Below are 25,587 nucleotides of genomic sequence, written 5' to 3' on the forward strand. Positions count from 1 at the left end.
CTACACCTGCCAGGCCGGCGGCAGGCCGGCCTGAAGGTGCTCGAACAGCGCGCGGATCTTGGCGGTGAAATCGCGGCGGTCGCTCACGCAGAAGTAGATGTCCATCGGTTCCGGCTGCCAGTCGGTGCCGCAACCGAACACGCACTGCAGGCGACCATCGCGCAGGTAGGGCTCGGCCACGAACGCCGCCAGCCGGGTGATGCCGGCACCGGCGGCGGCCAGCTCGGCCAGCGCATCGATGTCATCGCAGACCATGCTCGGCGGCAGCGCGGCATCCACCCGCTCGCCGTCCTTCAGCAGGCCCCAGCGCAGTGGCCGGCCATCGGTGGGAAAGCGATGCAGCAGGCCGCGATGGGCGGCCAGCTGCGCCGGTTGCAGCGGCGTGCCGTGCGCCTGCAGATACGCCGGCGAGGCGCAGAACACGAACGGGATGCGCGCCAGTGGACGTGCCACCAGCCCGTCCTCCAGCTGCGCGCCGATGCGGATGCTGGCATCCACCGCCTCGGCACCGTGCTGCACGGCGCGATCGGTCAGGCGCAGCTCCAGCTGCAGCTGCGGGTACCGATGCTGCAATGAGGGCAGCAGCGGTGCCAGCACGTGCCGGCCGAACGCGCTGCTGCTGGCGATGCGCAGGGGCCCGGCCGGCTCCACGTCGCCGGCGGTCACCATCGCCTGCGCGCGCGCCAGGTCGGCTTCGATATGCCGCACCTGCGCCAGGTACACCGTGCCGGCTTCGCTCAGCGCCAGCTGACGCGTGCTGCGGTTCAGCAGGCGGACGCCCAGGTGGGCTTCCAGCCGGTTGATGTTCTGGCCCACGGCGGTGGCGCTGATGCCAAGGGTGCGCGCCGCAGCGGCAATGCTGCCGGTCTCTGCGGTGCGGGTGAAGCTGCGGATGAGCTGCAACAGGTTCATGACCGACCAGCTTGCCATGCGGAAGGCCAAGTATCGCTTGGGTCTGTCCCAAGCAGTCGCTTTGCCCGCGAACCCCGGCGGCCGGTGGCATAGGAATTGTTGCAATGCAGGCGTTGCGAGACCGGACGCACAATCCTGCCGCAACGCCCCGCACTACGCTGACCACGGCACGTTCGCCGCATACAGGAGTTCATCATGCAGAACTGCACGCGCGTCTCTTTGCTTGCACTGGTGCTTGCCTACTCCGCTTCCGCTTCCGCTGCCGCCCAGACGGGCGATGGTGTGCGGGAGTCACTACGTGAGCAGATGCTCGTCGCGCAGAAGAACGCGCAGATATCCAGCGCAGCGCGCCTGGACAGCTACCTCGCCGCCATTCCCGTGGATTCGCCGCTGACGCTCCTGTCCGCCGACGGGCTGGAGCAGTTCCTGACCTCGCTGTCATTCAACGAGAACGGCCTGGTTGGTTACTCGACGGACGCCATCGCCAGCGAGCTGAGCTACAGTCAAGCCCGCCGGCTGCTGTCGCTGTTCGGTGCCGAACGCACACTTCGGCTGATGCCAGGGTTGCGTGTCGATACTGAAGTTGATCGCGATATCCGCCGCTCGTATGTCCAATCCGGTGAGCTCGTGGAGGATCACATGGGATATCGATGTGTCGCCCGTGCCACGTGCAGAGAGTCCACAGAGTTCGTCTGCATGTCGGGTTGCTGAGCGCGCATGCTGCTCCTCGAATGGATGCTTGTTCTAGGAGCTGCGTCCAGTATCAGCCCTGTATCCATATGCAAGGCCGATACCTACACACAGCTGTTGAAGGCGGAGGCGACAACGCTGAATGCATCTGCACGTGATCGCATCGAGGCGCTGTCGCACATCTACGTTGCGGGTCGAAGGGCATCACGTGCGGTCGGCTGCAGAAACAAGGACCGCGTCATCGAGGACCAGTTCAAGGCTGCTTCGCTGTTCGCCAACTACGTACCGGATGCCGAACCACTGCGCAATGCGTTGGCACAGTACGGCCTGTTGGTCGAGCGCGGCACCGCCGGCGCTGAGCATCATCGCAGGCTGATAGGGCTACATGTGGCAAGGGGAGATTTTGCCCAAGCAGAACGGTTGCGTCGCCAGTGGCTCAGCAATGTCCCGGCGTTTCCGCGGGTTTTTCCGGGCCGCTTCCCGCCCGGCCTGCCCGTGTACGCTGTCCAGGCTGACGGTTCCCTCGTTCGTGATTCGATACGGCTGAGCGGAGACCAGGTTGTCGCCATCGTTCATCCGCGTTGTGGTCACTCACGAAGAGCCCTGCAGAACATTGTCGCCCAACCTGCCTACCAGGGGCTCCGCGATAAGCTGGTGTTGGTAGTGCCCAATGGCCCGCACTGGGCCGGCGATAGCATCGCCGAATGGAATGGACTTCATCCTGAGCTGCCGATGAGCGTGATGTACATGGACAAGAGGTGGGCGGATTTCGACCGTCAGCAGACTCCGGTCTTTCACCTTGTTCGCGAGGGTCGGGTCATTGAAACTGGAACCGGTTGGCGAGGTGCGGGGGAAGAAGTTGCCCCAATCATTCGCGCTCTGCGCCTTGCCTCTGATTGATGGTTGCATTTGACAGCATCGTGCACCGCGCAGCGGTGCTGCCCTACACTCCGGCGATGCGCCCCGATTCCATCCTCACTCTCTCCTGTCCCGACCGCACCGGCATCGTCTACCGCGTGTCGGGCCTGTTGTTCGACCACGGCTGCAACATCCTCGACGCCCAGCAGTTCGGCGACGAGGAGAGCGGTCGCTTCTTCCTGCGCGTGCACTTCGACCGCGATGCGGGTCTGCCGCTGGACACCGTGCACGCCGCGATGGCCGCACTGGCCGCAGACTTCGGCATGGACTGGCAGCTGCATGATGGCCGCCGCCGGCCGCGCCTGCTGGTGCTGGTCAGCAAGCAGGGCCATTGCCTGAACGATCTGCTGTTCCGTGCGCACAGCGGCCAGTTGAAGGTGGACATCGCTGCGGTGGCCTCCAACCATGCCGACTTCGCAGCACTGGCAGCGTCCTACCAGGTGCCGTTCCACCACCTGCCGGTGAACGCCGACACGCGCGCGGCGCAGGAACAGCAGATCATCGATCTGGTCGAGCGCGAGCGCATCGACCTGGTGGTGCTGGCGCGCTACATGCAGATTCTCTCGCCCACGCTGTGCCGTGCGCTGGCGGGCAGGGCGATCAACATCCACCACAGTTTCCTGCCCAGCTTCAAGGGCGCGCAGCCGTACCACCAGGCGCACGCGCGCGGGGTCAAGATCATCGGCGCCACCGCGCACTACGTCACCGAAGACCTGGACGAAGGCCCGATCATCGAACAGGACGTGGCCCGCGTGGACCACGCGATGACCCCGCGCGAACTGGTACGGCTGGGCAGCGATACCGAATCGCAGGTGTTGGCGCGGGCGGTGCGCCGGCACGTGGAGCACCGCATCCTGCTCAACGGGCACCGCACGGTGGTGTTCAGGTAACGGCCGCGTCGCCCGCTCGCCGGGCATGGCCCGGCGCTACCAGGATCGGACGACGGGTAGCGCCGGGCCATGCCCGGCGGAAGCGGGTCAGAGGATCGCGATCCTCGCCTTCGCCAGGGCTTCGCGCACCATGCCGTCATTGGCCTCGGTCACCGGCCGGGTCAGCTCCCACAGGAATTTCACCCGGAAACCCGACTTCACCGCGTCCTGCGCGCTCCACAGCACGCAGTAGTCGCGGGCCAGCCCGCACAGGTGCACCTCGCGGATGCCGCGTTCGTGCAGCCAGCCGGCCAGCCCGGTGGCCGGGCGCGTGCCGTCGGGGCCGTGGTTCTCGCGGAAGGCACTGTAGGAATCCACCTGCTGGCGGCTGCCCTTGCGCAGGATCAGGTCGGCCACGGTCCAGTCCACGCCGGGGTGCAGGGCGGCGCCGGTGCTGCCCTGCACGCAGTGGTCCGGCCACAGGGTCTGTGGCTGTGCATGCAGCAGGATGGCTTCAAAAGGCAGGTGGCCCGGGTGCTGGCTGGCGAACGAGGCGTGGTTGGCCGGGTGCCAGTCCTGGGTGGCCACCACGGTGCGGTAGCGGCGCTCGGCCAACAGCGCGTTGATCGGTGCCACCAGCGCATCGCCCTGTTCGCAGGCGAGGGCGCCACCGGGCATGAAGTCCGGCTGCAGGTCGATCACCAGCAGGGCGACATCAGCGGGCAGGGTGGTCATGGCAGGTCCGGTACAACGCAGGAGGGGCGACCAGCGTGGCCGCCCCTCGCGTGCACGTCAATCGCCGCTGGCGTCGTCGTTGTCCTGCCCGTAATACAGCAGACCGATCCTGATGCGCTCGCGGCCGTTCTCGCGACGATGACGGTTGGCATCGCGCAGCGAGTAGACGCAGCCGCAGTATTCCTGCTGGTAGAACTGCTCGCGCTTGCTGATCTCGATCATGCGGCTGGCACCGCCGCCCTTGCGCCAGTTGTAGTCCCAGTACTGCAGGCCTTCGTAGCGCGAGGCGGCGCGAATACCACAGTCGTTGATCTGTGCCATGTTCTTCCAGCGCGAGATGCCCAGCGAAGAGCTGATGGTGTCGTAGCCATGCTCGTGCGCGTACAGCGCGGTGCGCTCGAAACGCATGTCGAAGCACATGGTGCAGCGGATGCCACGCTCGGGTTCGTTCTCCATGCCACGTGCACGGCTGAACCAGTTGTCGGTGTCGTAGTCGCAGTCGATGAAGGGGATGCCGTGCTGTTCGGCGAAGCGAATGTTCTCCTGCTTGCGCAGCTCGTATTCCTTCACCGGATGGATGTTGGGGTTGTAGAAGAAGATCGCGTAGTCGATCCCGGAGGCAGTGATCGCCTCCATCACCTCACCCGAGCAGGGCGCACAGCATGAGTGCAGCAACAGGCGCTGGCCGTTGTCGGGAAGGGTCAGGGTGGGGCGTTGGAGCTCGGTCATCGTCGGGTGCATCTGGGCGTTGGCAGCAGGTCTGGACGGAAACCGTGAACAGGACGCGCGCGGCCACATCGCCTGCACGCGCAGGACGACGACGGCCCCGGCAACCTCCCCGCGGAGATTCCAGGTCGAGTCAGGGGGACGGTCGTGTCCCCCGGCCGGGGCCGGTATTCGGGCTGATGGACACGGGCCGGCTGGCCCACCTACTACCTGCCGCTTCCCAGGCGCGAGCCCAGTGCTGTTGGCAGGATTCGTTTCCATTCACCGCTGCGGGGCAGCTCCGGAATGGGCGCGCAAGGCGCCTTCACCGGATTCCCGTTTAAATCCCTGCCGCCATCGATGCCACGGCAGGGATACCTTCGACGTGCTCACGGTGGACGCGTTGGCGGCAATGGTCAAGGGTCGATGAAAACGCAGGGCTGTGGCGCGTTTCTCAGGCTGTGAGAGTGCCTCTTGCCATACTGGGCACCGACAGACGGGAGGTGGCTCGTGGCGGCGAAGTACTGCGATCTGGTCATGAAAGGCGGCATCACCAGCGGCATCGTGTATCCCAACGCGGTGCTCGCATTGGCTCGCGAATACCGTTTCAAGAGCATCGGCGGCACTTCGGCCGGTGCGATCGCCGCAGCCGTGGCGGCCGCGGCGGCGTACGGCGACCGGCGCCAGCAACGGGGCGAACAGCTGCCTGGCGACGCCGGCTATGGCGGTCTGTCGGCAGTGTCGGCGCAGCTGTCGCGGCGCGGATTCATCTACAGCCTGTTCCAGCCCGCCGCCGGCGCGCGCGCGGCATATCGACTGCTGGTGGTGCTGACCGGCAACGCCGGCTGGCCACGCAAGCTGCTGTGCCTGGCCATCGCGGTGTTCCAGATCGCGCCGTTGGAAGTGCTGGTGTCGCTGGCACTGCTGCTCGGCCTGGGCTGGTGGGGTGGTGGCTGGAGCGGCGTGGCCGCGACCCTGCTGCCGTCGCTGCTGTGTGCCTACGGCGCGGGCGTGGCCGCCGCTGCGCTGCGCGTGGCCCGGGTGGCGCGGCGCAACCTGCTGGGCCTGTGCAGCGGGCTTAGCCGCAGTGCAGGCAGGCCGGCGCTGACCGAGTGGCTGCATGAAAGCCTGCAGCAGCTGTCGGGCAAGCCGATGGATGCACCGCTGACCTTCGCCGACCTGCACGACGCGCCGCGCTATGCAGGCGAACCGGACAGCCCGCATGCGATCACCCTGCAGATGATCACCACCTGCGTATCGCACAACGAACCACGCACGCTGCCGTTGGGCGGGGCGCAGTTCTGGTTCCTGCGCGAGGAGTTCGAGCAGCTGTTCCCGGCCAGTGTGGTGCAGTGGATGGTCGACCGCGCCGGACCACCGCGCGAGGTTGAAGGCCGCAACTACTTCCATCTGCCGCAGGGTGCGTCGCTGCCGGTACTGGTGGCCACGCGCATGAGCCTCAGCTTCCCGCTGCTGATCAGCGCGGTGCCGCTGCATGAGCCCTCGCGTCGCGAACGTCGCTGCGAGCCGACGTCGACGGCGGCAGATGAGGGCGGGCAGAACGTGGCCGACAGCATGGAAGGGCTGACCAGCGCGGGCCAGGCCTGCGGTCCGGTGATCACCGCGTTCCGGGTGTGCTGGTTCTCCGATGGCGGGATCAGCAGCAACTTCCCGATTCACCTGTTCGATGCCGCACTGCCGCGCTGGCCGACCTTCGCCATCAACCTGGTCTATCCGCAACGTCCCGAGCCGGTGGTGCGCGAGAGCGACAGCCGACAGACGCTGGAACGCGCGGTGTTCCTGCCTACCGAGAACCGGCATGGATGGCAGCGGCACTACCAGTCCATCGCCACGCCGCTGGCGGCCGGTGAGCTGGGCCGCTTCCTGTTCGCGGTGGTGGCCACCATGCAGAACTGGCGCGACCTGCTGCAGGCGCGTGCGCCTGGGTATCGCGACCGCATCGTGCATGTGAGCCTGCAGGGCGACGAGGGTGGCATGAACCTGGACATGCCACAGGAGGTGCTGACCCGCATCGCCGACAAGGGCAGCCTCGCCGGTGCACGCTTCTGTTCGTTCTCGTTCGAGAACCATTACTGGATCCGTTGGCGCAACCTGGCCTCGGCTTACCAGCGCTACACGCTGGAAATATCGCGCACCGATGATCCGGCGCAGCAGGTGCTGGCCTATCGCGCGGCCTATGCGATGGTGGCCACCGGCACGCCGCCACCGCCGTCGTACAAGCTGGGTTCGGAAGACAAGCGGCTGGCGTCGCAGCAGCTGTGGGGGCTGATGGTGGAACAGGGCCGCAGCTGGGATGACCTTGGCCCGGACCTTACCGACGGCTCGCCACGGCCGTTGCCGCAGATGAAGGTGACGCCGATCTATTGATCGCGGTGCGCTGCTGCGCTCGCCGGGCATGGTCCGGCCCTACCGTTGGCTATCGCCACGCCTCGACCACCGCATCGCCGCGCAATGGCGCATACAACGGCAAGGCCAATTCCTGCTTCACCCATCCCGGGTTGAGCGCGCGCAATCCCGCCAGGAATTCGCGGGCCAATGCGGTTTCACCCTCCGACATCGCCAGCCGCGCCGCGCGTGCCCACGTCCGGTCCCAGCCATGCGCCAGCGCCAGCGAGGTGGCCAGCGACGCACGTGCGCCGGCCACGTCGCCCTGTTCCCACTGCTGCTCGGCGCGGATGATCGCTTCATTTGAAAGCCGCATGTCGTACAGCTCGCGCAGGCGCGCCACGGCACGCGGATCGGCATCCACGCGCAGGTCGGTGTCCTGCCAGTCGCCGCCAGGCGTGCGCACCAACAGTGCCGCCGACCATTGCCCGCTACGTTGCCCACCCGCCGCTTGTCCCGCTTCCAGCGCTGCCAACAGGCGCGCGGCAAGCGCACCGTGGGTGGTCGTAAACGCGCGTTGCGTCGCCGCCAGCACGTCCGGCCCAGCCAGTCCATTGCCTTGCACGCTCACCTTGCCCTCGCCAACGGCACCGGCCCAATCGGCCCGCTGTGCAGTGGCGCCGGTGTACTGCGCATTGCCGCCTCGCGCACTGACCAGCCCGACCTGGCGCTCGGCGATGGTGGTGCCATCGAAGTCGCCATCCTCATCCAGCAACTGCTTGAGCACCTGTGCCGGCGTGCGACCTTCGGCCAGCAGCGCCAGCCCCTTCGAGCCGTAGGTCGGGTTGGTTTCGAACTGGCTGGCGACCGCGCCGACCTTCGCCTGCGCCCACGGCACGCCGACACCGCCGACGGCGAGATTGTGGGTGGCGACAGCCACCCCGCAGTCGCCGGCTTCGTTGCAGGCGGCAATGGAAAAGGTCGCCCATGCCGGCGCAGCGACAGCAGCGAGCAGCAAGGCCAGGCAGGGGCGCAGCATGAACATGGTCGTCTCCGGTGAAGGCGTTGAACTGGGATGCAACGGATGCGCGGAAGGTTTAGTAGATCCACGCCATGCGTGGATGAATCCCCATCGAAATCGAATATTTCGACAATTCGTCGAAGAGCATCCACGCATGGCGTGGATCTACCGTGTCGACCAAGGTCGACACCCACCAAAAGCAGGCCATGCCACCCCGCCATCCCACGGAATGCCCGCTGTTGCTTTTGCTGTTGCCTTGGATTGAAGCAGGTGCAGGGCGCAGCCCTGCCGGACCGCCCCCTACCGCCCCGGCAACTGGGTAAACGCGCGCTGCATGCAGTCCTCGCGCGGGCACACCCGGCAGCCCGGCCCGATCGACACCGAGTTGCCCGGGCTCTGCACGTCCAGCCCCAGTGAATACACCAGCCGATCCGCATGCTGCAGGTCACACCCCAGTGCCACCGCGAAGGTCTTGCGTGGCTGGCCGTGGCCGACCGGGCCGCTGCTGACCTGCCGTGCCAGCCAGAAATGGCGGCGGCCATCGGGCATGCGCGCGGTCTGGGTGAGGATGCGTCCGGGCTGGTTGAACGCCTCATAGACGATCCACAAAGGGCAGGAACCGCCCACCTGCGAGAAGTGGAAATCGGTGGCCGAGTGGCGCTTGGACACGTTGCCGGCGCGGTCCACGCGGATGAAGAAGAACGGCAGCCCCGGCGCACTGCGGCGTGCCAGCGTACTCAATCGATGGCAGACCGCCTCGAATCCCACACCGAACTGATGCGCCAGCAGCTCGATGTCATAACCGCTGGCCTCGGCCGCGCGCAGGAAACGCATGTACGGCATCACCAGCGCACCGGCGAAATAGTTGGACAGGCCGATACGCGCCTGTGCGATGCGGGCCTCGTCGGTGAAGCCGGTGCGCGCGATCACCGCATCGATCTGCGGCAGGTAGCCGCGCAGCGCCAGCTCGACCGCCATCTGGAACGCCTGCTGCCCCGGCTCCAGGTAGTCGGGCAGCCACAGCGTACGGCTGCCGGCATCGTACTGGCGCTTCTCGCGCCCGGCCTGCAGCGCAGCCACTTCCACCAGCACCCCGTGACGGTCGGCCAGCAGCTGGCGCAGCCGTGGCGCCACGTGTCCCGGCGCCAGCCCCCATTCGGCGAACAACTGCTCGGCCAGTTCGTCCAGCTCGGGGATGTGGTTGTGCATGCGGTTGAAGAACTCGCGCACCTGGTCGCCGGCCGGCAACGTGCTGCCCGCGCCCGGCTCGCCCAACTGGAACTCCAGCGCGGCGGCATGCTCGCGCAATGCCAGGTGGCGGCGATGCAGGTCCAGCAGCGCGCGGCTGACCTGCGGCAGGTTGCCGGCCAGCGCGCGCAGTTCGGTGGCGCTGACGTCGGCCAGGCCCAGATCGCGCAGGGTCTCGCCCAGCGACTCCTGCAGCGCGGCGGGCTCATCGTCGTCGAACAGGGCGGAAACATCGCCCAACACCTCGCCCAGCTTCTTCTGCACCGCAGGCGTCAGCGGGCGCTTGTTGCGCTCGATCTGGTTCAGGTAGCTGGCCGACAGCCCCAGGGCGCGGGCGAGGTCGGCCTGGCTGTAGCCGCGCTGCTCGCGCAGGCGCAACAGGCGCAGGCCGAGCTGGCGCTGGGGAGCTGAATAATTCACAGGATTAACAGGAATCGTGGCGGACATTGGCCAGATTAAGCGGATTCAGGCCGGAAATCGAGGCGTCGCCTGTGAATAATGCCAAGCATCTTTCGCACCTCGTGGATTGTCGTCATGACTGTTGCAGCGCCCCGTATCCGCATGCTGATCGATGGCCAGTTCGTTGAATCGGCCACCTCCCACTGGCAGGACGTGATCAACCCGGCCACCCAGGACGTGCTGGCCCAGGTGCCGTTCGCCACCACGGGCGAAGTCGATGCCGCCGTGGCTGCCGCCAAGGAAGCCTTCAAGACCTGGCGCAAGACCCCGATCGGTACCCGCGCGCGCATCTTCCTGAAGTATCAGCAGCTGATCCGCGAAAACATGAGCGAGCTGGCGCACATCCTCACCGCCGAACAGGGCAAGACCCTGCCAGACGCCGAAGGCGATGTGTTCCGCGGCCTGGAAGTAGTCGAGCACGCGGCCGCCATCGGCAACCTGCAGCTGGGCGAACTGGCCAACAACGTGGCCAACGGCGTGGACACCTACTCGATCATGCAGCCGCTGGGCGTGTGCGCAGGCATCACCCCGTTCAACTTCCCGGCGATGATTCCGCTGTGGATGTTCCCGATGGCCATTGCCACCGGCAACACCTTCATCCTCAAGCCGTCCGAGCAGGACCCGATGGTCACCATGCGCCTGGTCGAACTGGCGCTGGAAGCGGGCATTCCCAAGGGCGTGCTGAACGTCGTGCACGGTGGCGAGGAAGTGGTCAACGCCATCTGCGACCACCCGGACATCAAGGCGGTGTCGTTCGTCGGTTCCACCCGCGTCGGTACCCACGTGTACAACCGCGCCTCGCTGGCCGGCAAGCGCGTGCAGTGCATGATGGGCGCCAAGAACCACGCCGTGGTGCTGCCGGACGCCAACAAGGAGCAGACCCTCAATGCGATGGTCGGCGCGGCCTTCGGTGCGGCGGGCCAGCGCTGCATGGCCGCCTCCACCCTGGTGCTGGTCGGTGAAGCACGCGGTTGGGTGCAGGACCTGGTCGAAAAGGCCAAGACCCTGAAGGTCAGCGGTGGCACGGTCGCCGGCACCGACGTCGGCCCGGTCATTTCCTGCAGCGCCCGTGATCGCGTCGAAGGCCTGATCGCTTCGGGCGTGGAGCAGGGTGCCAAGCTGGTGCTGGATGGCCGCAAGCCGCAGGTCGATGGTTTCGAGAAGGGCAATTTCGTTGGCCCGACCATCTTTGCCGGTGTCACCACCGACATGCGCATCTACCAGGAAGAAATCTTCGGGCCGGTGCTGGTCATCCTCGAAGCGGAAACGCTGGATGAGGCCATCGCCATGGTCAACAGCAACCCGAACGGCAATGGCACCGCGCTGTTCACCCAGTCCGGCGCCGCTGCACGCCGCTTCCAGGAAGACATCGACGTCGGCCAGGTCGGCATCAACGTGCCGATCCCGGTGCCGGTGCCGCTGTTCTCGTTCACCGGTTCGCGTGCTTCCAAGCTGGGCGACCTGGGTCCGTACGGCAAGCAGGTGGTGCTGTTCTACACGCAGACCAAGACCGTCACCGCGCGCTGGTTCGACGACGAGACGCTGAGCCACGGCGTCAACACCACGATCAGCCTGAAGTAACCGCAGGGAGCAGCCATGAGCCACTCGATGACGACGGAACAGGAAGAAGCGCAGCAGGCGTACCGCGAAGCGGCGCGTGACTTCGCACAGGCCGAACTGGCGCCGCACGCCGCGCGATGGGATGCGGAGGGCATCTTTCCGCGCGAGGCGATCGCCAAGGCCGGTGAACTGGGCTTCTGCGGTCTGTACATGGACCCGGAAGTGGGCGGCAGCGGCCTGAGCCGACTGGACGCCGCCGTCGTCATCGAGGAGCTCGCCAACGTCGACCCGTCGACTGCGGCCTATATCAGCATCCACAACATGGCCTCGTGGATGGTGTCCACGTGGGGCCAGCCGGCGCTGCGCGACGCGTGGGGCAATGACCTGTCTTCTGGCAGCAAACTGGCCTCGTACTGCTTGACCGAGCCGGGCGCCGGTTCGGATGCAGCCTCGCTGAAGACCACCGCCGTGCGCGATGGCGATTTCTACGTGTTGAATGGCGCCAAGGCCTTCATCTCCGGCGCAGGCGCCACCGAGCTGCTGGTGGTGATGGCACGTACCGGCGGTGCCGGTGCAGGCGGGGTCAGCGCGATCGCGGTGCCGGCCGACCTGCCGGGCATCAGCTATGGCCGCAAGGAAGAGAAGATGGGCTGGAACAGCCAGCCCACCCGCGGCATCACCTTCGAAAACGTCCGCGTACCGGTCAGCCACCTTCTGGGAGAGGAAGGCGGCGGCTTCAAGCTGGCGATGAAGGGGCTCGATGGTGGCCGCATCAACATCGCCGCGTGCTCGCTGGGTGCTGCGCAGGGCGCGCTGGATGCCGCACGCCGCTACATGGGCGAGCGCCGCCAGTTCGGCAAGGCGTTGTCCGAATTCCAGGCGCTGCAGTTCAAGCTGGCCGACATGGCCATCGACCTGGTTGCCGCGCGGCAGATGGTGCATACCGCCGCGCGCAAGCTCGATGCCGGCGCCAGCGATGCCAACGTGTGGTGCGCGATGGCCAAGCGTTTCGCCACCGATGCCGGCTTCACCATCTGCAACGAAGCCCTGCAGATCCACGGAGGCTACGGCTACATCCGTGAATATCCGATCGAGCGCCTGCTGCGCGATTCGCGCGTGCACCAGATCCTGGAAGGCACCAACGAGATCATGCGGGTGATCGTTGCCCGTCACCTGCTCAACACCGAAGAGGAACTGCGATGAAGGATTGGCGTACCCAGGAACACGTGGGCCTGAAGGTCGAGGCCGATGGCCACACCGCGGTCATCACCCTGAACAACCCGCCGGCACATACCTGGACCGTGCACAGCCTGTCGGCGCTGCGCGACCTGGTGGGCGCGCTCAATGCAGACCGCGACATCTACGCGCTGGTGATCACCGGTGATGGCGAGAAGTTCTTCTCCGCGGGTGCCGACCTCAACCAGTTCGCTTCCGGCGACAAGGCTGCCGCACGCGAAGCGGCACGCCGTTTCGGCGAAGCCTTCGAGGCGCTGTCCGCGTTCCGTGGCGTGTCGATTGCTGCAATCAACGGCTACGCCATGGGCGGCGGCCTGGAATGCGCGCTGGCCTGCGACCTGCGCATCATCGAAGAGCACGCCCAGGTGGCATTGCCCGAAGCGACCGTCGGCCTGCTGCCGTGCGCCGGTGGCACCCAGAACCTGCCGCGCCTGGTCGGCGAGGGCTGGGCCAAGCGCATGATCCTGCTCGGCGAGCGCATCAACGCTGAAACCGCCGTGCGGATTGGTCTTGCCGAAGAAAAGGTTGGCAAGGGCGAAGCCAAGGCGCTGGCACTGGAATGGGCGAAGAAGGCCGGCAAGCAGAGCCCGACCAGCATTGCCGCCTGCAAGACCCTGGTGCAGTCCACCCGCACCGGCACCCATGCGTCGGCGCTGGTGGCCGAGCGCGAGGCCTTCGTCGATCTGTTCGACACCGCCGATCAGGTCGAGGGCGTGAGTGCATTCCTTGAAAAGCGCGCCGCGCAGTGGAAGAACGCATGACCGAGGTCGACACAAACGCTGCCGAAGCACCGGTGCTGTTCGAAGAGCGCGTGGCCGGCAACGGCACGCGCATCGGCATCGCCACGCTGAACGCACCGCGCACGCTCAACGGTTTCTCGCTGCCGATGGCGCACCTGCTGTTGCAGCAGTTGAACGCCTGGGCCGACGACGAGGGCATCGCCATGGTGGTGCTGCAGGGCGCCGGTGAGAAGGCGTTCTGCGCCGGCGGTGACCTGCACAGCCTGTACCAGAGCATGCGTGCCTACCGCGACGCCGGCCAAAGCGATATCCGCGGGAACGACTACGCCGCCGAGTTCTTCGACGTCGAGTACCGCGTCGACTACCTGATCCATACCTACGCCAAGCCGATCCTGTGCTGGGGCCACGGCATCGTGATGGGCGGCGGCATCGGCCTGATGTCCGGTGCCAGCCATCGCGTGGTCAGCGAACGCTCCAAGCTGGCCTTCCCGGAAATCACCGTGGGCCTGTTCCCTGACGTAGGTGGCAGCTGGCTGCTGCCGCGCGTGCCGGGCAACGGTGGCCTGTTCCTGGCCCTGACCGGTGCGCTGCTCAACCCGGGCGATGCGATCTATGCCGGCCTGGCCGACGTGCATGTGGCCGAGGAACGCCGCAGTGCGGTGTTCGACGCGCTGCTGCAGGTCGCGTGGTCGGCCGATGCCGCACGCAACCACGAGCGCCTGTCACAGCTGCTGCTGTCGTTTGCCAGCGATGCGGCTACCGGCCCGCTGCTGGCCAATGCCGCGCAGGTCGATGCGCTGTGCGCAGGCGATGACCTGGCCGCCATCGTCGAACGCATCAGTACCCTGCAGACCGATGATGCGTGGCTGCAGGCCGCACAGAAGACCCTTGCCGCCGGTGCACCGGGTTCGGCACGGTTGGCCTTCGAACTGCAGCGCCGCAGCGCCGGCCAGGACCTGGCCAGCGTTTACCGGCTGGAATACATCACCGCCCTGCATTGCGCCGCGCATGGTGATTTTGCTGAGGGCATCCGCGCGCTGCTGATCGACAAGGACCGCAATCCCTCGTGGAATCCGGCCACGCTGGCCGATGCCGACCGCGCATGGGCCGATACATTCTTCGCTTCTCCCTGGGCCGATGCTGCGCATCCGCTGGCCGACCTGGGTACCTCTCTCGCTGAAAGGAGCCTGGCATGAGCCGCATTGCATTCATTGGGTTGGGCAACATGGGTGGCCCGATGGCCGCCAATCTGGTCAAGAACGGCCACACCGTACGTGTGTTCGATCTGGTGCCTGCCGCGGTGCAGGCGGCGGTCGACGCGGGTGCCAGCGCAGCGGCATCGGCACGCGAGACCCTGGCCGATGCCGAGGTGGTGATCTCGATGCTGCCGGCCAGCCGCCACGTCGAAGGCGTATACCTGGGCGACGACGGCATCCTTGCCGCGATTCCCGCCGGTGCGCTGGTCATCGACTGCAGCACGATTGCCCCGGCCAGCGCGCGCAAGGTATCCGAAGCGGCCGCCGCACGCGGCCTGCAGATGATCGACGCGCCGGTGTCCGGTGGCACTGCCGGCGCACAGGCCGGCACGCTGACCTTCATCGTCGGTGGCGAAGAGGACGCGCTTGAACGCGCCCGCCCGGTACTGCAGGCGATGGGCAAGAACATCTTCCATGTGGGTGCCAGTGGCGCCGGCCAGGTCGCCAAGCTGTGCAACAACATGGCACTGGGCGTGATCATGGCTGTCACCGGCGAAGCCATCGCCCTGGGCGTGGCGCACGGGCTGGACCCGAAGGTGTTGTCGCAGATGATGGCGGTCAGCACCGGCCGCAGCTGGGCCACCGAAGTGTGCAACCCGTGGCCGGGCGTGCTGGAAAACGCGCCGGCGTCGCGCGGTTACAGCGGCGGCTTCGGCAGCGATCTGATGCTGAAGGACATGGGCTTGGCGGTGGAGGCGGCGATGAGCGTCGGCGCCTCGATCCCGCTGGGCGAAATGGCCCGCAACCTGTACTCGATGAACCACCAGGCCGGCCGCGGCAAGCTGGATTTCTCCAGCGTCGTGCAGCTCATCACCAGCGACCGGTAACCGGTCGCCGGTCCGCGCATTCCACCTTATCCCCGCGCCGTTGGCGCACCCCCTTGAACAACAAGGGGGTTCTCCTCCAGAAGGATGGATGCGCGCCGACCGTGTAGTGCCGAGCCCATGCTCGGCACTACAGAAAGCGAATGCGTCCCCGGCCACGTGCCGGGGCCCACCCGAGGTGGGATGGGCGGATGCCCGGTTTCGACCGGCATCCGCCCATTTTCTTGCCCAGCCGCTTGGTAGTGCCGGCCGCTGGCCGGCATCACCGCATCAGGCAACGATCAGCGTCACGTCGATGTTGCCGCGGGTAGCGTTGGAGTACGGGCAGACGATGTGTGCCTTCTGCACCAGTTCTTCCACCTGCTCGCGTGGCACGCCCGGTACGTTGATGGTCAGCTCGGCTTCGATGCCGAAACCGGTCGGGATCTGGCCGATGCCGACCTTGCCGGTCACGGTGGTGTCGGCCGGCAGCGCGACCTTGGCCTGGCCGGCGACGAACTTCAGTGCGCCGAGGAAGCAGGCCGAATAGCCGGCCGCAAACAGCTGTTCCGGGTTGGTGCCCGGGCCGCCAGCGCCGCCCAGCTCGCGCGGGGTCGACAGCTGGATGTCCAGCACGTTGTCGGAGGACACGGAACGGCCTTCGCGGCCGCCGGTGGAGGTGGCCTGGGCGGTGTACAGAACCTTTTCGATGGACATCGGGATGCTCCTGGTCAGTGGGTGGGTGGTGCGTTGGAGCCTACTTTGCCCGGATTTTGCAGACGGTGGGTGACAGTTCGTCTGCAAAACTTGACGGATCGTCCGCCGGGCCTAGATCGTCCATTCCCGATCGGTGGTGAACATGATGGTCAGCCAGCGGTCCGGCGACGATTCGCCCAGCGCATCGCCGATCTCGTCACGCAGGTGATCCCACTCCAGCAGGGGCCGCGGCGGATCATCCTCACGCACCACGAAGAACAGCTCGATCTGCTCGCCCCGGCCCACCTGCGCCACGTAGCTGCGGTGCTCGACGAAGCCATGCTTTGCAACGATTGCCCGCGCCACCGCATCCACATGCGCCTGCAGTTCGGGCGGAGTGACCAGCAGGATCCCGGCCAGCGCGCGCCGCACGGTGCCCAATGGCGCGATCATCACCAGCACGCAGACGAAGGCGAGGATGGCCGGATCGATGTACGGCCCCACCCATGCCCACGACGTGCCGTGCACCAGCACACCGCCTAGGAAAGCAGCCAGGTAGCAGGCCGACATGCTCGCGGCGATCACCCAGTTCTTCGCATCCAGTGCGATGAACTCCGAACCGATGCGACGGTTCGCACGCAGCACGAACCACGCCAGCGCGCTTTCAGCCACGATCGACAGTGCCGCGAAGATGATTGCCGGGCCAAGCGCGATCTGTCGCCCACCCGACATCAGCGCATCGACTGCATTGACCAGTGCGTACAACGCCGCACCGATCATCAACGTACCGCTCACGCCCAGCACGATCGGCTCCAGGTGCCAGAAGCCCATGGTGAAGCGCTGGTTGAGTCGTGACTGCAACGCATCGGTCTGCGTGGACAGCGCGATCAGCCGCGCGACCAGCAGTGACAGCCATGTCATCACCACGTCGATCAGGCCGTAGATGCCATCGAAGATGATCAGCGATGAATTGGCCAGCAGGCCGAATACCACTGCGGCAGCCGCCAGCAGCAGCGAAGCGGCAATGGACAGCCGCAGCACACCCTGCTCGGTTGCCGGGTTGAAGAAGTGCGGTCGGTCAGTGGTCATGCCGCGATTGTAGAGCGCAGCCATGCTCCGCTGCTTCCAGAAGGCGCCTCGCTACCCCGGCGGCGGATGTTCCCGTAGACTGCGCCCCTTCCACGCTCCCCGACGACGCACTGCAGTGACCACGCCACCCTGACCCTTGCCGCCCCTTGGCAGCCGGCCCAACCGGCTCAGGAACCCGTGTCTTTCCACTGCAGCGCCACGTGGCTTCGCCCGCGTGTGTGCGGAGTTTTCCCATGCAAACGTCCTATCCCCTGCGCCAGCAATGGTTCGGCAACCTTCGTGGTGATCTGCTGTCCGGCACCGTCGTCGCCCTGGCGCTGATTCCCGAAGCCATCGCGTTTTCGTTGATCGCCGGCGTCGACCCCAAGGTCGGCCTGTACGCTGCTTTTTCCATTGCCGTCATCACCGCGATGGCAGGCGGCCGCCCCGGCATGATCTCCGCCGCCACCGGCGCGATGGCGCTGGTGATGGTCGACCTGGTCCGTGACCACGGCCTGCAGTACCTGTTTGCCGCCAGCATCCTGGCCGGCCTGCTGCAGGTGCTGGCCGGCGTGTTCAAGCTGGGCTCGCTGATGCGCTTCGTCTCGCGCTCGGTCATCACCGGCTTCGTCAATGCGTTGGCGATCCTGATCTTCCTGGCCCAGATGCCCGAGCTGATCGGCCGCGGCCCCACCGTGTACGTGCTGTGCGCTGCCGCGTTGGCGATCATCTACCTGCTGCCGCGCATCACCCGCGCAGTGCCTTCGCCGCTGGTGGCGATCATCGTGCTCACCGCCGTGGTCATCGGCTTCGGCATCGATGTACGCAGCGTGGGCGACATGGGCCAGCTGCCCGACAGCCTGCCGTACTTCCTCATCCCCGATGTGCCCTTCACCTGGGAAACGCTGCGCATCCTGCTGCCGGTGTCAGCCACCCTGGCGGTGGTCGGCCTGCTCGAATCGATGATGACCCTGCAGATCGTCGAGGACATCACCGAGACGCCCAGTGAGCGCAACCGCGAGTGCGTCGGCCAGGGCCTGGCCAACACGGTCACCGGTTTCCTCGGTGGCATGGCCGGCTGCGCGATGATCGGCCAGTCGGTGATCAACGTGACCTCCGGTGGGCGAGGCCGCCTGTCCTGCCTGGTGGCTGGCGTGCTGCTGCTGGTGCTGGTGGTATACGGCAGCGACCTGGTGCGGCAGATCCCGATGGCCGCACTGGTGGCGGTGATGATCATGGTCAGCATCGGCACCTTCAGCTGGCGCTCACTGCGCGACCTGCGCACGCATCCGCGCAGCTCGTCGGCAGTGATGCTGCTTACCGTGGTGGTCACCGTGGTCACCCACGACCTGGCCAAGGGTGTGCTCAGCGGCGTGCTGTTGTCTGCCCTGTTCTTCGCCCGCAAGGTGGGCCGCATGCTCGACGTGCAACGCGAAGACGTTGCGGACATGGACATGCAGGTTTACCGCGTGCGCGGCCAGGTATTCTTCGCCTCCGCCGGACAGCTGGGTGCGGCGTTCGATTACCAGCACGTGACGTCGAAAGTGCAGATCGACCTGCGTGATGCCCATCTGTGGGACCTGACTGCCGTGGCTGCGCTGCAACGCGCGCAGGAAAAGCTGGTCGCGCATGGTGCCGAGGTCAGTGTTGTCGGCCTCAATGCCGCCAGCCAGACGCTGATCGAACAGGTGGGGGGCAGGAGCAGCGCGCACTGATGGACGCTTGCTGTTTTCGTCTGCAAGTTTTCTGATTGAGGCCCGCCTTCACCGGATGCACTGTGATTTCGTGCATTCGGCACAGATCGGAAAAGGACGAGAGATGATCGAAGTACGTGTGTTTCCGGCACTTCTGTACTCCGCACTGGGGCTTGGCTTGACGGCGCTATCGCCCATTGCGGTTGCGACCTCGCCCCGCGTCATCATCGAACATGTGTCCCACCACCGCGCAGGAACCGCTGAGGCGGCGGCGATCGCACGGTGGCTGGACAGCATCCCGGATGCGGATCGGCGGACGATGGAGCTGGGCACGATTACGGTGCAGCAGCGCCGGCTCCCCTCCGATGCGCGGGCCTCTGTCGCAGTGGCCCCTCCCGTTCCGCTTCCGGCCTCGGGTGCTGCCGGTGAGAAGATCACCATCACCAATGAGCTTCCCGGTGGCTTCGTGGAAACCTGGACGTTCCAGTGGGGTGCGGGGGAGGCTGGGGGCGGTTGGAAGCAGACCGATTACGAAACGCACGCGCCGATCGTGCAGCCTGATCGGCCCAACGAACTGTGATGGAGCGGTGGTGGCCGGTCGCAGCAGGCCACCGTCCGCCAAAATTGGTCGCGTCAAGCTATTGCGACGCAGCCCGCGCAGGCTGAATCCAGTCAGCCATCTGAAACCGCCGCTGTCGTAGGATCTGCACCGTGATCGGGGCCGATGGACGGACCCTCCCGGCCGGCACCCGCTGGCCACATGCAAGGGAGATGCAAGCAATGCAGGTAATGGATGCCCATGGGGGCAATGAACAGATCGCCTCCGGCCGTCGGTACTGGAAGGTGCTGGCCCTGTGCCTGGCGCTCACCGCGTGCCAGGCGCCTTCTACCCCGGCATCGGCCGAAGCGGCGGCCGCTCCGGTTCCGCTCGCCGCGGCAGCGCCCCCCCATGCAGTGACCGGTGATTCCTCTCGGTACCCGGATGCGTCCTACACGGACGGTCGCCTGCGCCCTGCTTATGGCTGGTGCGTGGATGGCGTGGAGGATGCGGGCAAGCTGCAGGCCTGCGGCAAGGATGAACTGGCCTATCAGGAAGGGCGCCTGCAGGAGGGTGCCAGCAAGACTGTTACCGGGCTCGACGCTGCTGCGAAGCAGGCGTTCCTTGCCACCCAGGTGACCTGGCGCAGCGATACCGACCGTCATTGCGCCGCTCCGACCAATGCCGGTGTGGATGACCTGCAGAAGGCACAGGAGTGCCGCCTGTTCCGCGTGGCCAACCGTGCCGACGCATTGATGGCGCAGAGCGCCCCGCCCGATACCTCCTACACCCAGGCAACGCTTCGACCGGAATTCATCCGCTGTGTGCAGCAGGCCCGTGGCATGAACGACCATATCCAGGCCTGCGGCGATACCGAGCTGGCCTACCACCAGACGCAGCTGCAGGCCGAAGTGGCGCGCCTGATGAACGGCCCCGACAGTCCGGCCAAGGACCGCTGGATGGACGAACAGGCCACTTGGGCCGAGGACACCGACAAGCGCTGCAGCCCGGCTACAGAGAGCGTGGGCCAGGCGCTGGACGCGCAGTCGTGCCTCATCAACCGCTACGCCAACCGCGCGGTGGAACTGCAGGCGCGCGAGCGCCGTTGATGTCAGCTGAAACCTGAATTCAGTCAGGCATCGGCATTCTTCGCTGGCGTAGCATCCTCACCGTGATGGGGCCGATGGACGGCTCCTCTTTGCCGACCCACCCGGCGACTCACCAGGGAGAAGCAAGCAATGCAAGCCTTGAGCGCGCCTGCGCGCATTGATCGATCCGCCTTTGAAATCCGACGCGGAATTGCGCTGGTGCTGTGCCTGTTGCTGGGCGCCTGCCAGGCCCCTTCGGCCGACAGCGCCACGGTTGCCGCTGCCGCCAGCGCAGATGAGCCCACACCGGCAGCCACATCGACACCGGCCAGCGCGACGCCTGCAACTACAGCCGCAGATGCCGACGCGGATGCCGATGACTTTCCCGCGCCGCTGCCCGATGCCTCCTACACCCAGGCCAACCTGCGTCCTGCGTACACCCGTTGCGTGGACGCCAGCGAAGCGGTGACAGCACGCCTGCAGGCATGTGGCGACGAGGAGTTGAGTTACCAGGAAGACCGCTTGGCCGAGATCGTTGCCGGTGTCGTGGCAAGTCCCGACAGCAAGGCCAAGGATGACTGGATGGATGCGCAGGCTGCCTGGTGGTCGGACACCAATCGCCATTGCCGCTGGGATCCCAAAACCGATGGCCAGGGCCAGAGGCTGGACGCGCAGTCGTGCCGCATCAACCGCGTGGCCAACCGCGTTGACCAGCTGCAGGCCGCTGCACGGAGCAAGTGACCTCAATCCACCGCATTGCCAACTGAGAGGAGTCCTTCGACATGGATGTAGTGACCGACGCAAGGAAGGCGATGGAACACTGGCATCGCGGCCAGACCTCCGCCCGTTTTGAAACCGACAACCGTGGTCCAGGCTGGATTTCCTCGGGCAAGGGTGACCATGGCGGCGTGTCCTATGGTAGCTACCAGTTCGCCAGCGCCGTTGGCGGGGTGGACGAGTACCTGAAGTCGTCCCGCTATGCGGACCAGTTCCACGGCCTGAAGCCTGCGACGGAGGCCTTCAGCGAGCGCTGGAAAGCGGTGGCCGCACGCGACGAAAAGGGCTTCGCCCAGGAACAGCACGATTTCATCCAGCACCAGTATTACGACGTGCAGATGGATCGCCTGAAGAAGGTCGGCGTGGACCTGCAAGGTCGCGGCCCTGCCGTGCAGGACGCGCTGTGGAGCACGTCGGTGCAGTATCGCAACATGACCCGTGGTGTATTCCAGAATGGCCTGAAACAAGCCTATGGTGATGATTACAAGCTGTCCGATCTGAGTGATGAGCAGATTGTCCGGGCCGTGCAGGATTACAAGCACGCCAACGTCCAGCGCCATTTCGAGAGCTCGCCCAAGCAGTGGGATTCGCTGCGCGAGCGCACGCTCAATGAAAAGTCCGAGCTGGTTGCGCTGGCGCGCTACGACAGGATCAACCACGACCCGCAACCGTACCGGGGCAAGACCTACGAACAGGCGTTCGGCGAGCCGGCGCATCGTCAGTCCGCCGCGCGCCCGGCACGTGCACCGATGGCCGACGGTGTGCTGGTGCAGGGCGAACGCGGCAATGAAGTGCTCGCGCTGCAGCAGAAGCTGGCGCAGGCCGGCTACACCGGTGTGGATGGCAAGGTGCTGAAGCCCGACGGCGATTTCGGCAGCGATACCTACCACGCGGTGCGTCAGTTCCAGAAGGCGCATGGGCTGGAAGAAGACGGCAAGGCGGGGCGTGACACGCTGTCTGCACTGAACGCCGGGGTTCGCCCACCCGCACAGACACCGGCACCGCCATCGGTACCCTCGCCAGAACGCCACGAGCCGAAGGCGCCCTCTACGGATGGTGCGCCGCTGGCGGCCGCCCCCGGTGGCGGCCGCATCACGGTGATCGAGCCCTACGGCAATGTCACCAGCAACCGCACGCTGGCCCACGGCATCAGTGGCGAAACGGCCTATCGCGAACTGAAGATCCATCACCCCAACACCAATGCCGAAGCCGTGCGCACCGGCGATGCCCGCAAGGCCGACCGCCAATCGGGCATGGTCGAAGGCGAGATGGAGAACATCCGTACACGTGAGGACAAGAATGACATTCCGCTGGTGCGCAAGGACCTGATCCTCACCGATCGCCTGGGCAGTCGCGATGTGATGATTCCGAACCCGGTGGCCGGCTACGCGCAGTTCAACAAGGACGCGACCAATTCGATCAGCCTCTACAGCCACCCGGCCGGCGATCCGCGCCGTGAGCTGGTAGGCCAGGTGCTGCACGGCGCCGCCGGCACGTCGCCCTACAAGAACGGTGACTTCGTCGAGTACGGCGCCCCGCTGATCCAGCAGTCGAACGCCGGCAGCAAACCGGTGCACGCGCATATCGAAGTGGAGCCAGCGCAGTTCCGCCGCTACCTCGGCGACATGCTCAACGACCGCATCACCCTCGGCGGCAAGGTACTCGCGCAGGGGCCGGAAGCAGCGCAGGCCGCACGCGCCACGCAGCAGGCGCCGATGGCCGACGGCATGCTGGTGAAGGGCGAACGCGGCGATGAGGTCAAGGCGCTGCAGGGCAAGCTGGCCGCGCTGGGTTACACCGCCGCCGACGGCAAGGCGCTGGGTACCGATGGCATCTTCGGCAAGGACACGCTGGCAGCGGTCAAGCAATTCCAGGCCAACAACGGCCTGGAGCAGGATGGCAAGGCCGGCCGCCAGACCCTGGCGCGCCTGGACGACCCGGCCGCAGTGAAAGCCGGCGCGCAGACCGCCGCCGCCCCGGCACGCGCCGAACCGACCGCACCGGCAGCGCCCAGCATGCGCGATCCTTCGCATGCCGAGAATCCGCGCTTCAACCAGGCCCTGGAGAAACTACAGGAGCTGCAGCAGCAGCGCGTGCAGGCTGACCTGTGCCCGCTGTTCGCCAATGCACAGGAAACCGAACGCGCCGCCGGCCAGCTGGCCTACGAGAGCAAGGTCGCCGGCATGCGCCAGATCGACCATGTGGTCGCACGCCCCGATGGCAGCGGCTTGTTCGCCGTGCAGGGCAATGTCGGCGACCCGGCTGCGCAGCGCACCTTCGTCGACAGCCGACAGGCCGTGTCGCAGTCGGTCGAGGCCAGCACCCGCCAGACCGAGGAACTGGATGTCCAGTTCAACCAACGCGTGCAGGAACAGCAGCAGGAGCAGGTGCGCAACCGCGGCCTGTAAGCCTGCTGCACTGTGGCCGAAGTCTCCGGGCCCAACGCCCCGGGGCCTTCTGTCGATTCATTCTGCAGGGTCGACCCGCCGGTACACCCCGAACTGGGTCCTGCGCTGGCCCATCGGGATGATCAGGGCCAGCAGGACTGCGCCTCCGTCCACCTGCTTCACAACCAGGTCGTTTTCCACCGTGCAGGACAGTTCCACGCGCGACCAGACGCAGCCGGCGCCGGCCTCGCCCGGTTTGCACGATGACCACCGGTTGATGACCAGCTGTTCTCCTTCGGCGCTGTAGCTCTTGCTGGAAGCGCTGCCTGCAGCCTCGATGCCGGTGCCGTCGGCGGCATGGAAGCGGGCCACCAGCCGGCTCGCCTCCTGGCGGATCGTGACCTGGTGGATGTCCTTGTTGTAGACGCCAAAGAGCCTGGAAAGCGCGCCGATGGGCGCATTTTCCTGTCCTGCCGACAGGTAGGACGGCCGGTTGTCGAAGGTGGCGCCTTCGGTGAAGTCGCATCGTGGGCCGAGCTTGATCTCCGCGAGGCGCGTGTCGCGGACGCTGCTGCAACCACTGCCCAAGGCCAGCACCGTCAGCAGGGTGAGGCAGGCGAGGCCAGAGCCCGCCAGCGAGGATGCAGTCGGTTTCATTGTGGCTTCCCTTCCAACAGATGCGGTGCAACAGGAACTCGCGTACCGAGTATCCCCACGCAAGGGCGGCAGCGGCAACCCGGCCTGCATCCCCGGCTGCCCGCCGCCATTCATCCGCCCGGTGTAAACTATTGATCTCACTGGCAATGCCAGTCTCCACGATCAACCGCCCGATGACGTCCGCCACCGCCCGTTACGCTGATTCCCTGCGCCTGTCCGTCGCCCCGATGATGGACTGGACCGACCGCCATTGCCGGGTGTTCCACCGCCTGCTGGCGCCGGGTGCGCGGCTGTACACCGAAATGGTGCACGCCAATGCGGTCATCCATGGCGATCGCCAGCGCCTGCTCGGTTTCGATGCCAGCGAACAGCCGCTGGCACTGCAGCTCGGTGGCAGCGATCCGGCCCTGTTGGCGCAGGCCGCGCGCATCGCCGCCGACTGGGGCTACGACGAGGTCAACCTCAACTGCGGCTGCCCGTCCGACCGCGTGCAGGCCGGGCGTTTCGGCGCCTGCCTGATGCGCGAGCCGGTGCTGGTGGCCGAATGCGTGTCGGCCATGGTCGAGGCAGTGGACATCCCGGTGACGGTGAAATGCCGCCTGGGCGTGGACGAGGACGACAACTACGAGGTATTCGCCAGTTTCGTCGACCGCCAGGTCGAGGCCGGCGCCGCGATGGTGGTGGTGCACGCCCGCAATGCCTGGCTGAAGGGCCTGTCGCCGAAGGAGAACCGCGAGGTTCCGCCGTTGAAGTACGACTGGGCCTACCGGCTGAAGCAGGAGCGCCCGGCACTGCCGGTGGTGCTCAATGGTGGCCTGGCCAGCATCGAGGCGGTGCAGGCGCAGGCCGCGCACGTCGATGGCGTCATGCTCGGTCGCGCGGCGTACCACGACCCCTACCTGCTGCATCAGCTGGAAGCGCTGCAGACCGGCGCGCCGCTGCGTCCGCGCGGCGAGCTGCTGCGCGCCCTGCGCCCGTACATCGAAGCCCGCCTGGGCGAGGGCCTGGCCCTCAAGCACATCACCCGCCACATCCTCGGCCTGTTCCACGGCCAGCCCGGCGGCCGCGCATTCCGCCAGGTGCTGAGCGAGGGCGCCCATCGCCCCGGTGCCGACTGGATGTTGGTCGAGCAGGCGCTGGCAGTCACCGAACGCGAAGCCGACCGCGCCGCTGCGTGACGTCAG

General features: G+C 66.5%; 23 protein-coding genes and 1 riboswitch. Of the genes, 15 read left to right on the plus strand and 8 right to left on the minus strand.

The features are described from left to right. Positions 1 to 912, minus strand: a complete 912-nt coding sequence (locus ACUXVE_RS09695; protein WP_222387957.1) for a LysR family transcriptional regulator — start codon at positions 910 to 912, stop codon at positions 1 to 3. A 195-nt stretch (positions 913 to 1,107) separates the two neighbouring features. Here ACUXVE_RS09695 and ACUXVE_RS09700 point away from each other — a divergent pair, with 195 nt between their 5' ends. Genes ACUXVE_RS09700 through purU form a run of 3 tightly spaced genes read left to right on the plus strand, consistent with a single transcriptional unit; the run spans position 1,108 to position 3,410 of the window. Beyond that, on the plus strand, positions 1,108 to 1,623 hold the full coding sequence (locus tag ACUXVE_RS09700) for a hypothetical protein (protein WP_222387956.1): 516 nt from the start codon (positions 1,108 to 1,110) through the stop codon (positions 1,621 to 1,623). Positions 1,624 to 1,629: 6 nt separating this feature from the next. Continuing rightward, entirely contained in the window at positions 1,630 to 2,502 is an 873-nt protein-coding gene (locus ACUXVE_RS09705) for a hypothetical protein (protein ID WP_222387955.1), read from the plus strand. 56 nt (positions 2,503 to 2,558) lie between these two features. Beyond that, positions 2,559 to 3,410 (plus strand): formyltetrahydrofolate deformylase, encoded by an 852-nt coding sequence (gene purU, locus ACUXVE_RS09710; RefSeq protein WP_093820901.1) that lies wholly within the window; start codon positions 2,559 to 2,561, stop codon positions 3,408 to 3,410. A gap of 87 nt (positions 3,411 to 3,497) precedes the next feature. On the opposite strand, the gene pncA is transcribed toward purU, so the two are convergent. After that, positions 3,498 to 4,124 (minus strand): bifunctional nicotinamidase/pyrazinamidase, encoded by a 627-nt coding sequence (gene pncA, locus ACUXVE_RS09715; RefSeq protein ID WP_093820777.1) that lies wholly within the window; start codon positions 4,122 to 4,124, stop codon positions 3,498 to 3,500. A gap of 57 nt (positions 4,125 to 4,181) precedes the next feature. Further along, on the minus strand, positions 4,182 to 4,853 hold the full coding sequence (locus tag ACUXVE_RS09720; RefSeq protein WP_093820775.1) for an epoxyqueuosine reductase QueH: 672 nt from the start codon (positions 4,851 to 4,853) through the stop codon (positions 4,182 to 4,184). Between the two features lie 142 nt (positions 4,854 to 4,995). Further along, a riboswitch (cobalamin riboswitch) is annotated at positions 4,996 to 5,212 on the minus strand. Positions 5,213 to 5,339: 127 nt separating this feature from the next. Between ACUXVE_RS09720 and ACUXVE_RS09725 the strand changes: the two genes are divergently transcribed. Further along, entirely contained in the window at positions 5,340 to 7,217 is a 1,878-nt protein-coding gene (locus tag ACUXVE_RS09725) for a patatin-like phospholipase family protein (protein WP_445514312.1), read from the plus strand. A 49-nt stretch (positions 7,218 to 7,266) separates the two neighbouring features. Here the strand turns inward: ACUXVE_RS09725 and ACUXVE_RS09730 are convergent, their stop codons facing one another. Then, positions 7,267 to 8,220: a DUF1028 domain-containing protein gene (locus tag ACUXVE_RS09730; protein WP_222387953.1), complete on the minus strand. Its 954-nt coding sequence runs from the start codon at positions 8,218 to 8,220 to the stop codon at positions 7,267 to 7,269. Positions 8,221 to 8,496: 276 nt separating this feature from the next. After that, a complete protein-coding gene (locus ACUXVE_RS09735) occupies positions 8,497 to 9,891 on the minus strand; it encodes a helix-turn-helix domain-containing protein (protein ID WP_222387952.1) in 1,395 nt (464 codons plus the stop codon). An 87-nt stretch (positions 9,892 to 9,978) separates the two neighbouring features. Between ACUXVE_RS09735 and ACUXVE_RS09740 the strand changes: the two genes are divergently transcribed. The 5 genes from ACUXVE_RS09740 to mmsB are packed head-to-tail and all read left to right on the plus strand — an operon-like array spanning position 9,979 to position 15,522. Then, positions 9,979 to 11,484: a CoA-acylating methylmalonate-semialdehyde dehydrogenase gene (locus ACUXVE_RS09740; RefSeq protein WP_025875748.1), complete on the plus strand. Its 1,506-nt coding sequence runs from the start codon at positions 9,979 to 9,981 to the stop codon at positions 11,482 to 11,484. 15 nt (positions 11,485 to 11,499) lie between these two features. Continuing rightward, the gene (locus tag ACUXVE_RS09745) at positions 11,500 to 12,666 is read left to right on the plus strand and encodes an acyl-CoA dehydrogenase family protein (protein ID WP_222387951.1); all 1,167 of its coding nucleotides are present in this window, start codon (positions 11,500 to 11,502) and stop codon (positions 12,664 to 12,666) included. After that, complete coding sequence (locus ACUXVE_RS09750; RefSeq protein WP_445514313.1) at positions 12,663 to 13,460, plus strand: enoyl-CoA hydratase; 798 nt, start codon at positions 12,663 to 12,665, stop codon at positions 13,458 to 13,460. The genes ACUXVE_RS09745 and ACUXVE_RS09750 overlap by 4 nt, the downstream gene beginning before the upstream one ends. Continuing rightward, entirely contained in the window at positions 13,457 to 14,635 is a 1,179-nt protein-coding gene (locus ACUXVE_RS09755; protein WP_445514314.1) for an enoyl-CoA hydratase/isomerase family protein, read from the plus strand. Before ACUXVE_RS09750 ends, ACUXVE_RS09755 begins: the two co-directional genes overlap by 4 nt. Then, the gene (mmsB, locus tag ACUXVE_RS09760; protein WP_093820763.1) at positions 14,632 to 15,522 is read left to right on the plus strand and encodes a 3-hydroxyisobutyrate dehydrogenase; all 891 of its coding nucleotides are present in this window, start codon (positions 14,632 to 14,634) and stop codon (positions 15,520 to 15,522) included. Before ACUXVE_RS09755 ends, mmsB begins: the two co-directional genes overlap by 4 nt. A 267-nt stretch (positions 15,523 to 15,789) precedes the next feature. Here mmsB and ACUXVE_RS09765 read toward each other — a convergent pair whose 3' ends face one another. Continuing rightward, positions 15,790 to 16,215, minus strand: a complete 426-nt coding sequence (locus ACUXVE_RS09765; protein ID WP_004153735.1) for an organic hydroperoxide resistance protein — start codon at positions 16,213 to 16,215, stop codon at positions 15,790 to 15,792. 111 nt (positions 16,216 to 16,326) lie between these two features. Next, positions 16,327 to 17,307 (minus strand): cation diffusion facilitator family transporter, encoded by a 981-nt coding sequence (locus ACUXVE_RS09770; protein WP_117309291.1) that lies wholly within the window; start codon positions 17,305 to 17,307, stop codon positions 16,327 to 16,329. A 209-nt stretch (positions 17,308 to 17,516) separates the two neighbouring features. Here ACUXVE_RS09770 and ACUXVE_RS09775 point away from each other — a divergent pair, with 209 nt between their 5' ends. From ACUXVE_RS09775 to ACUXVE_RS09795, 5 genes are all read left to right on the plus strand, one after another. Beyond that, a complete protein-coding gene (locus ACUXVE_RS09775; protein ID WP_445514315.1) occupies positions 17,517 to 18,977 on the plus strand; it encodes a SulP family inorganic anion transporter in 1,461 nt (486 codons plus the stop codon). 103 nt (positions 18,978 to 19,080) lie between these two features. Next, a complete protein-coding gene (locus ACUXVE_RS09780) occupies positions 19,081 to 19,536 on the plus strand; it encodes a hypothetical protein (RefSeq protein WP_222387946.1) in 456 nt (151 codons plus the stop codon). Positions 19,537 to 19,745: 209 nt separating this feature from the next. Next, positions 19,746 to 20,603, plus strand: coding sequence for a lysozyme inhibitor LprI family protein (locus ACUXVE_RS09785; protein WP_445514316.1), 858 nt, complete (start codon positions 19,746 to 19,748; stop codon positions 20,601 to 20,603). 129 nt (positions 20,604 to 20,732) lie between these two features. Next, on the plus strand, positions 20,733 to 21,323 hold the full coding sequence (locus ACUXVE_RS09790) for a lysozyme inhibitor LprI family protein (protein WP_099844663.1): 591 nt from the start codon (positions 20,733 to 20,735) through the stop codon (positions 21,321 to 21,323). A 41-nt stretch (positions 21,324 to 21,364) separates the two neighbouring features. Next, the gene (locus ACUXVE_RS09795) at positions 21,365 to 23,767 is read left to right on the plus strand and encodes a VgrG-related protein (RefSeq protein ID WP_445514317.1); all 2,403 of its coding nucleotides are present in this window, start codon (positions 21,365 to 21,367) and stop codon (positions 23,765 to 23,767) included. Between the two features lie 57 nt (positions 23,768 to 23,824). Here ACUXVE_RS09795 and ACUXVE_RS09800 read toward each other — a convergent pair whose 3' ends face one another. Continuing rightward, on the minus strand, positions 23,825 to 24,403 hold the full coding sequence (locus tag ACUXVE_RS09800) for a hypothetical protein (protein WP_222387942.1): 579 nt from the start codon (positions 24,401 to 24,403) through the stop codon (positions 23,825 to 23,827). A gap of 146 nt (positions 24,404 to 24,549) precedes the next feature. On the opposite strand from ACUXVE_RS09800, the gene dusA reads away from it, so the two are divergent. After that, complete coding sequence (dusA, locus tag ACUXVE_RS09805) at positions 24,550 to 25,581, plus strand: tRNA dihydrouridine(20/20a) synthase DusA (protein ID WP_445514318.1); 1,032 nt, start codon at positions 24,550 to 24,552, stop codon at positions 25,579 to 25,581. Positions 25,582 to 25,587 lie beyond the last annotated feature (6 nt).

This window comes from Stenotrophomonas sp. 3(2025), assembly GCF_052665395.1.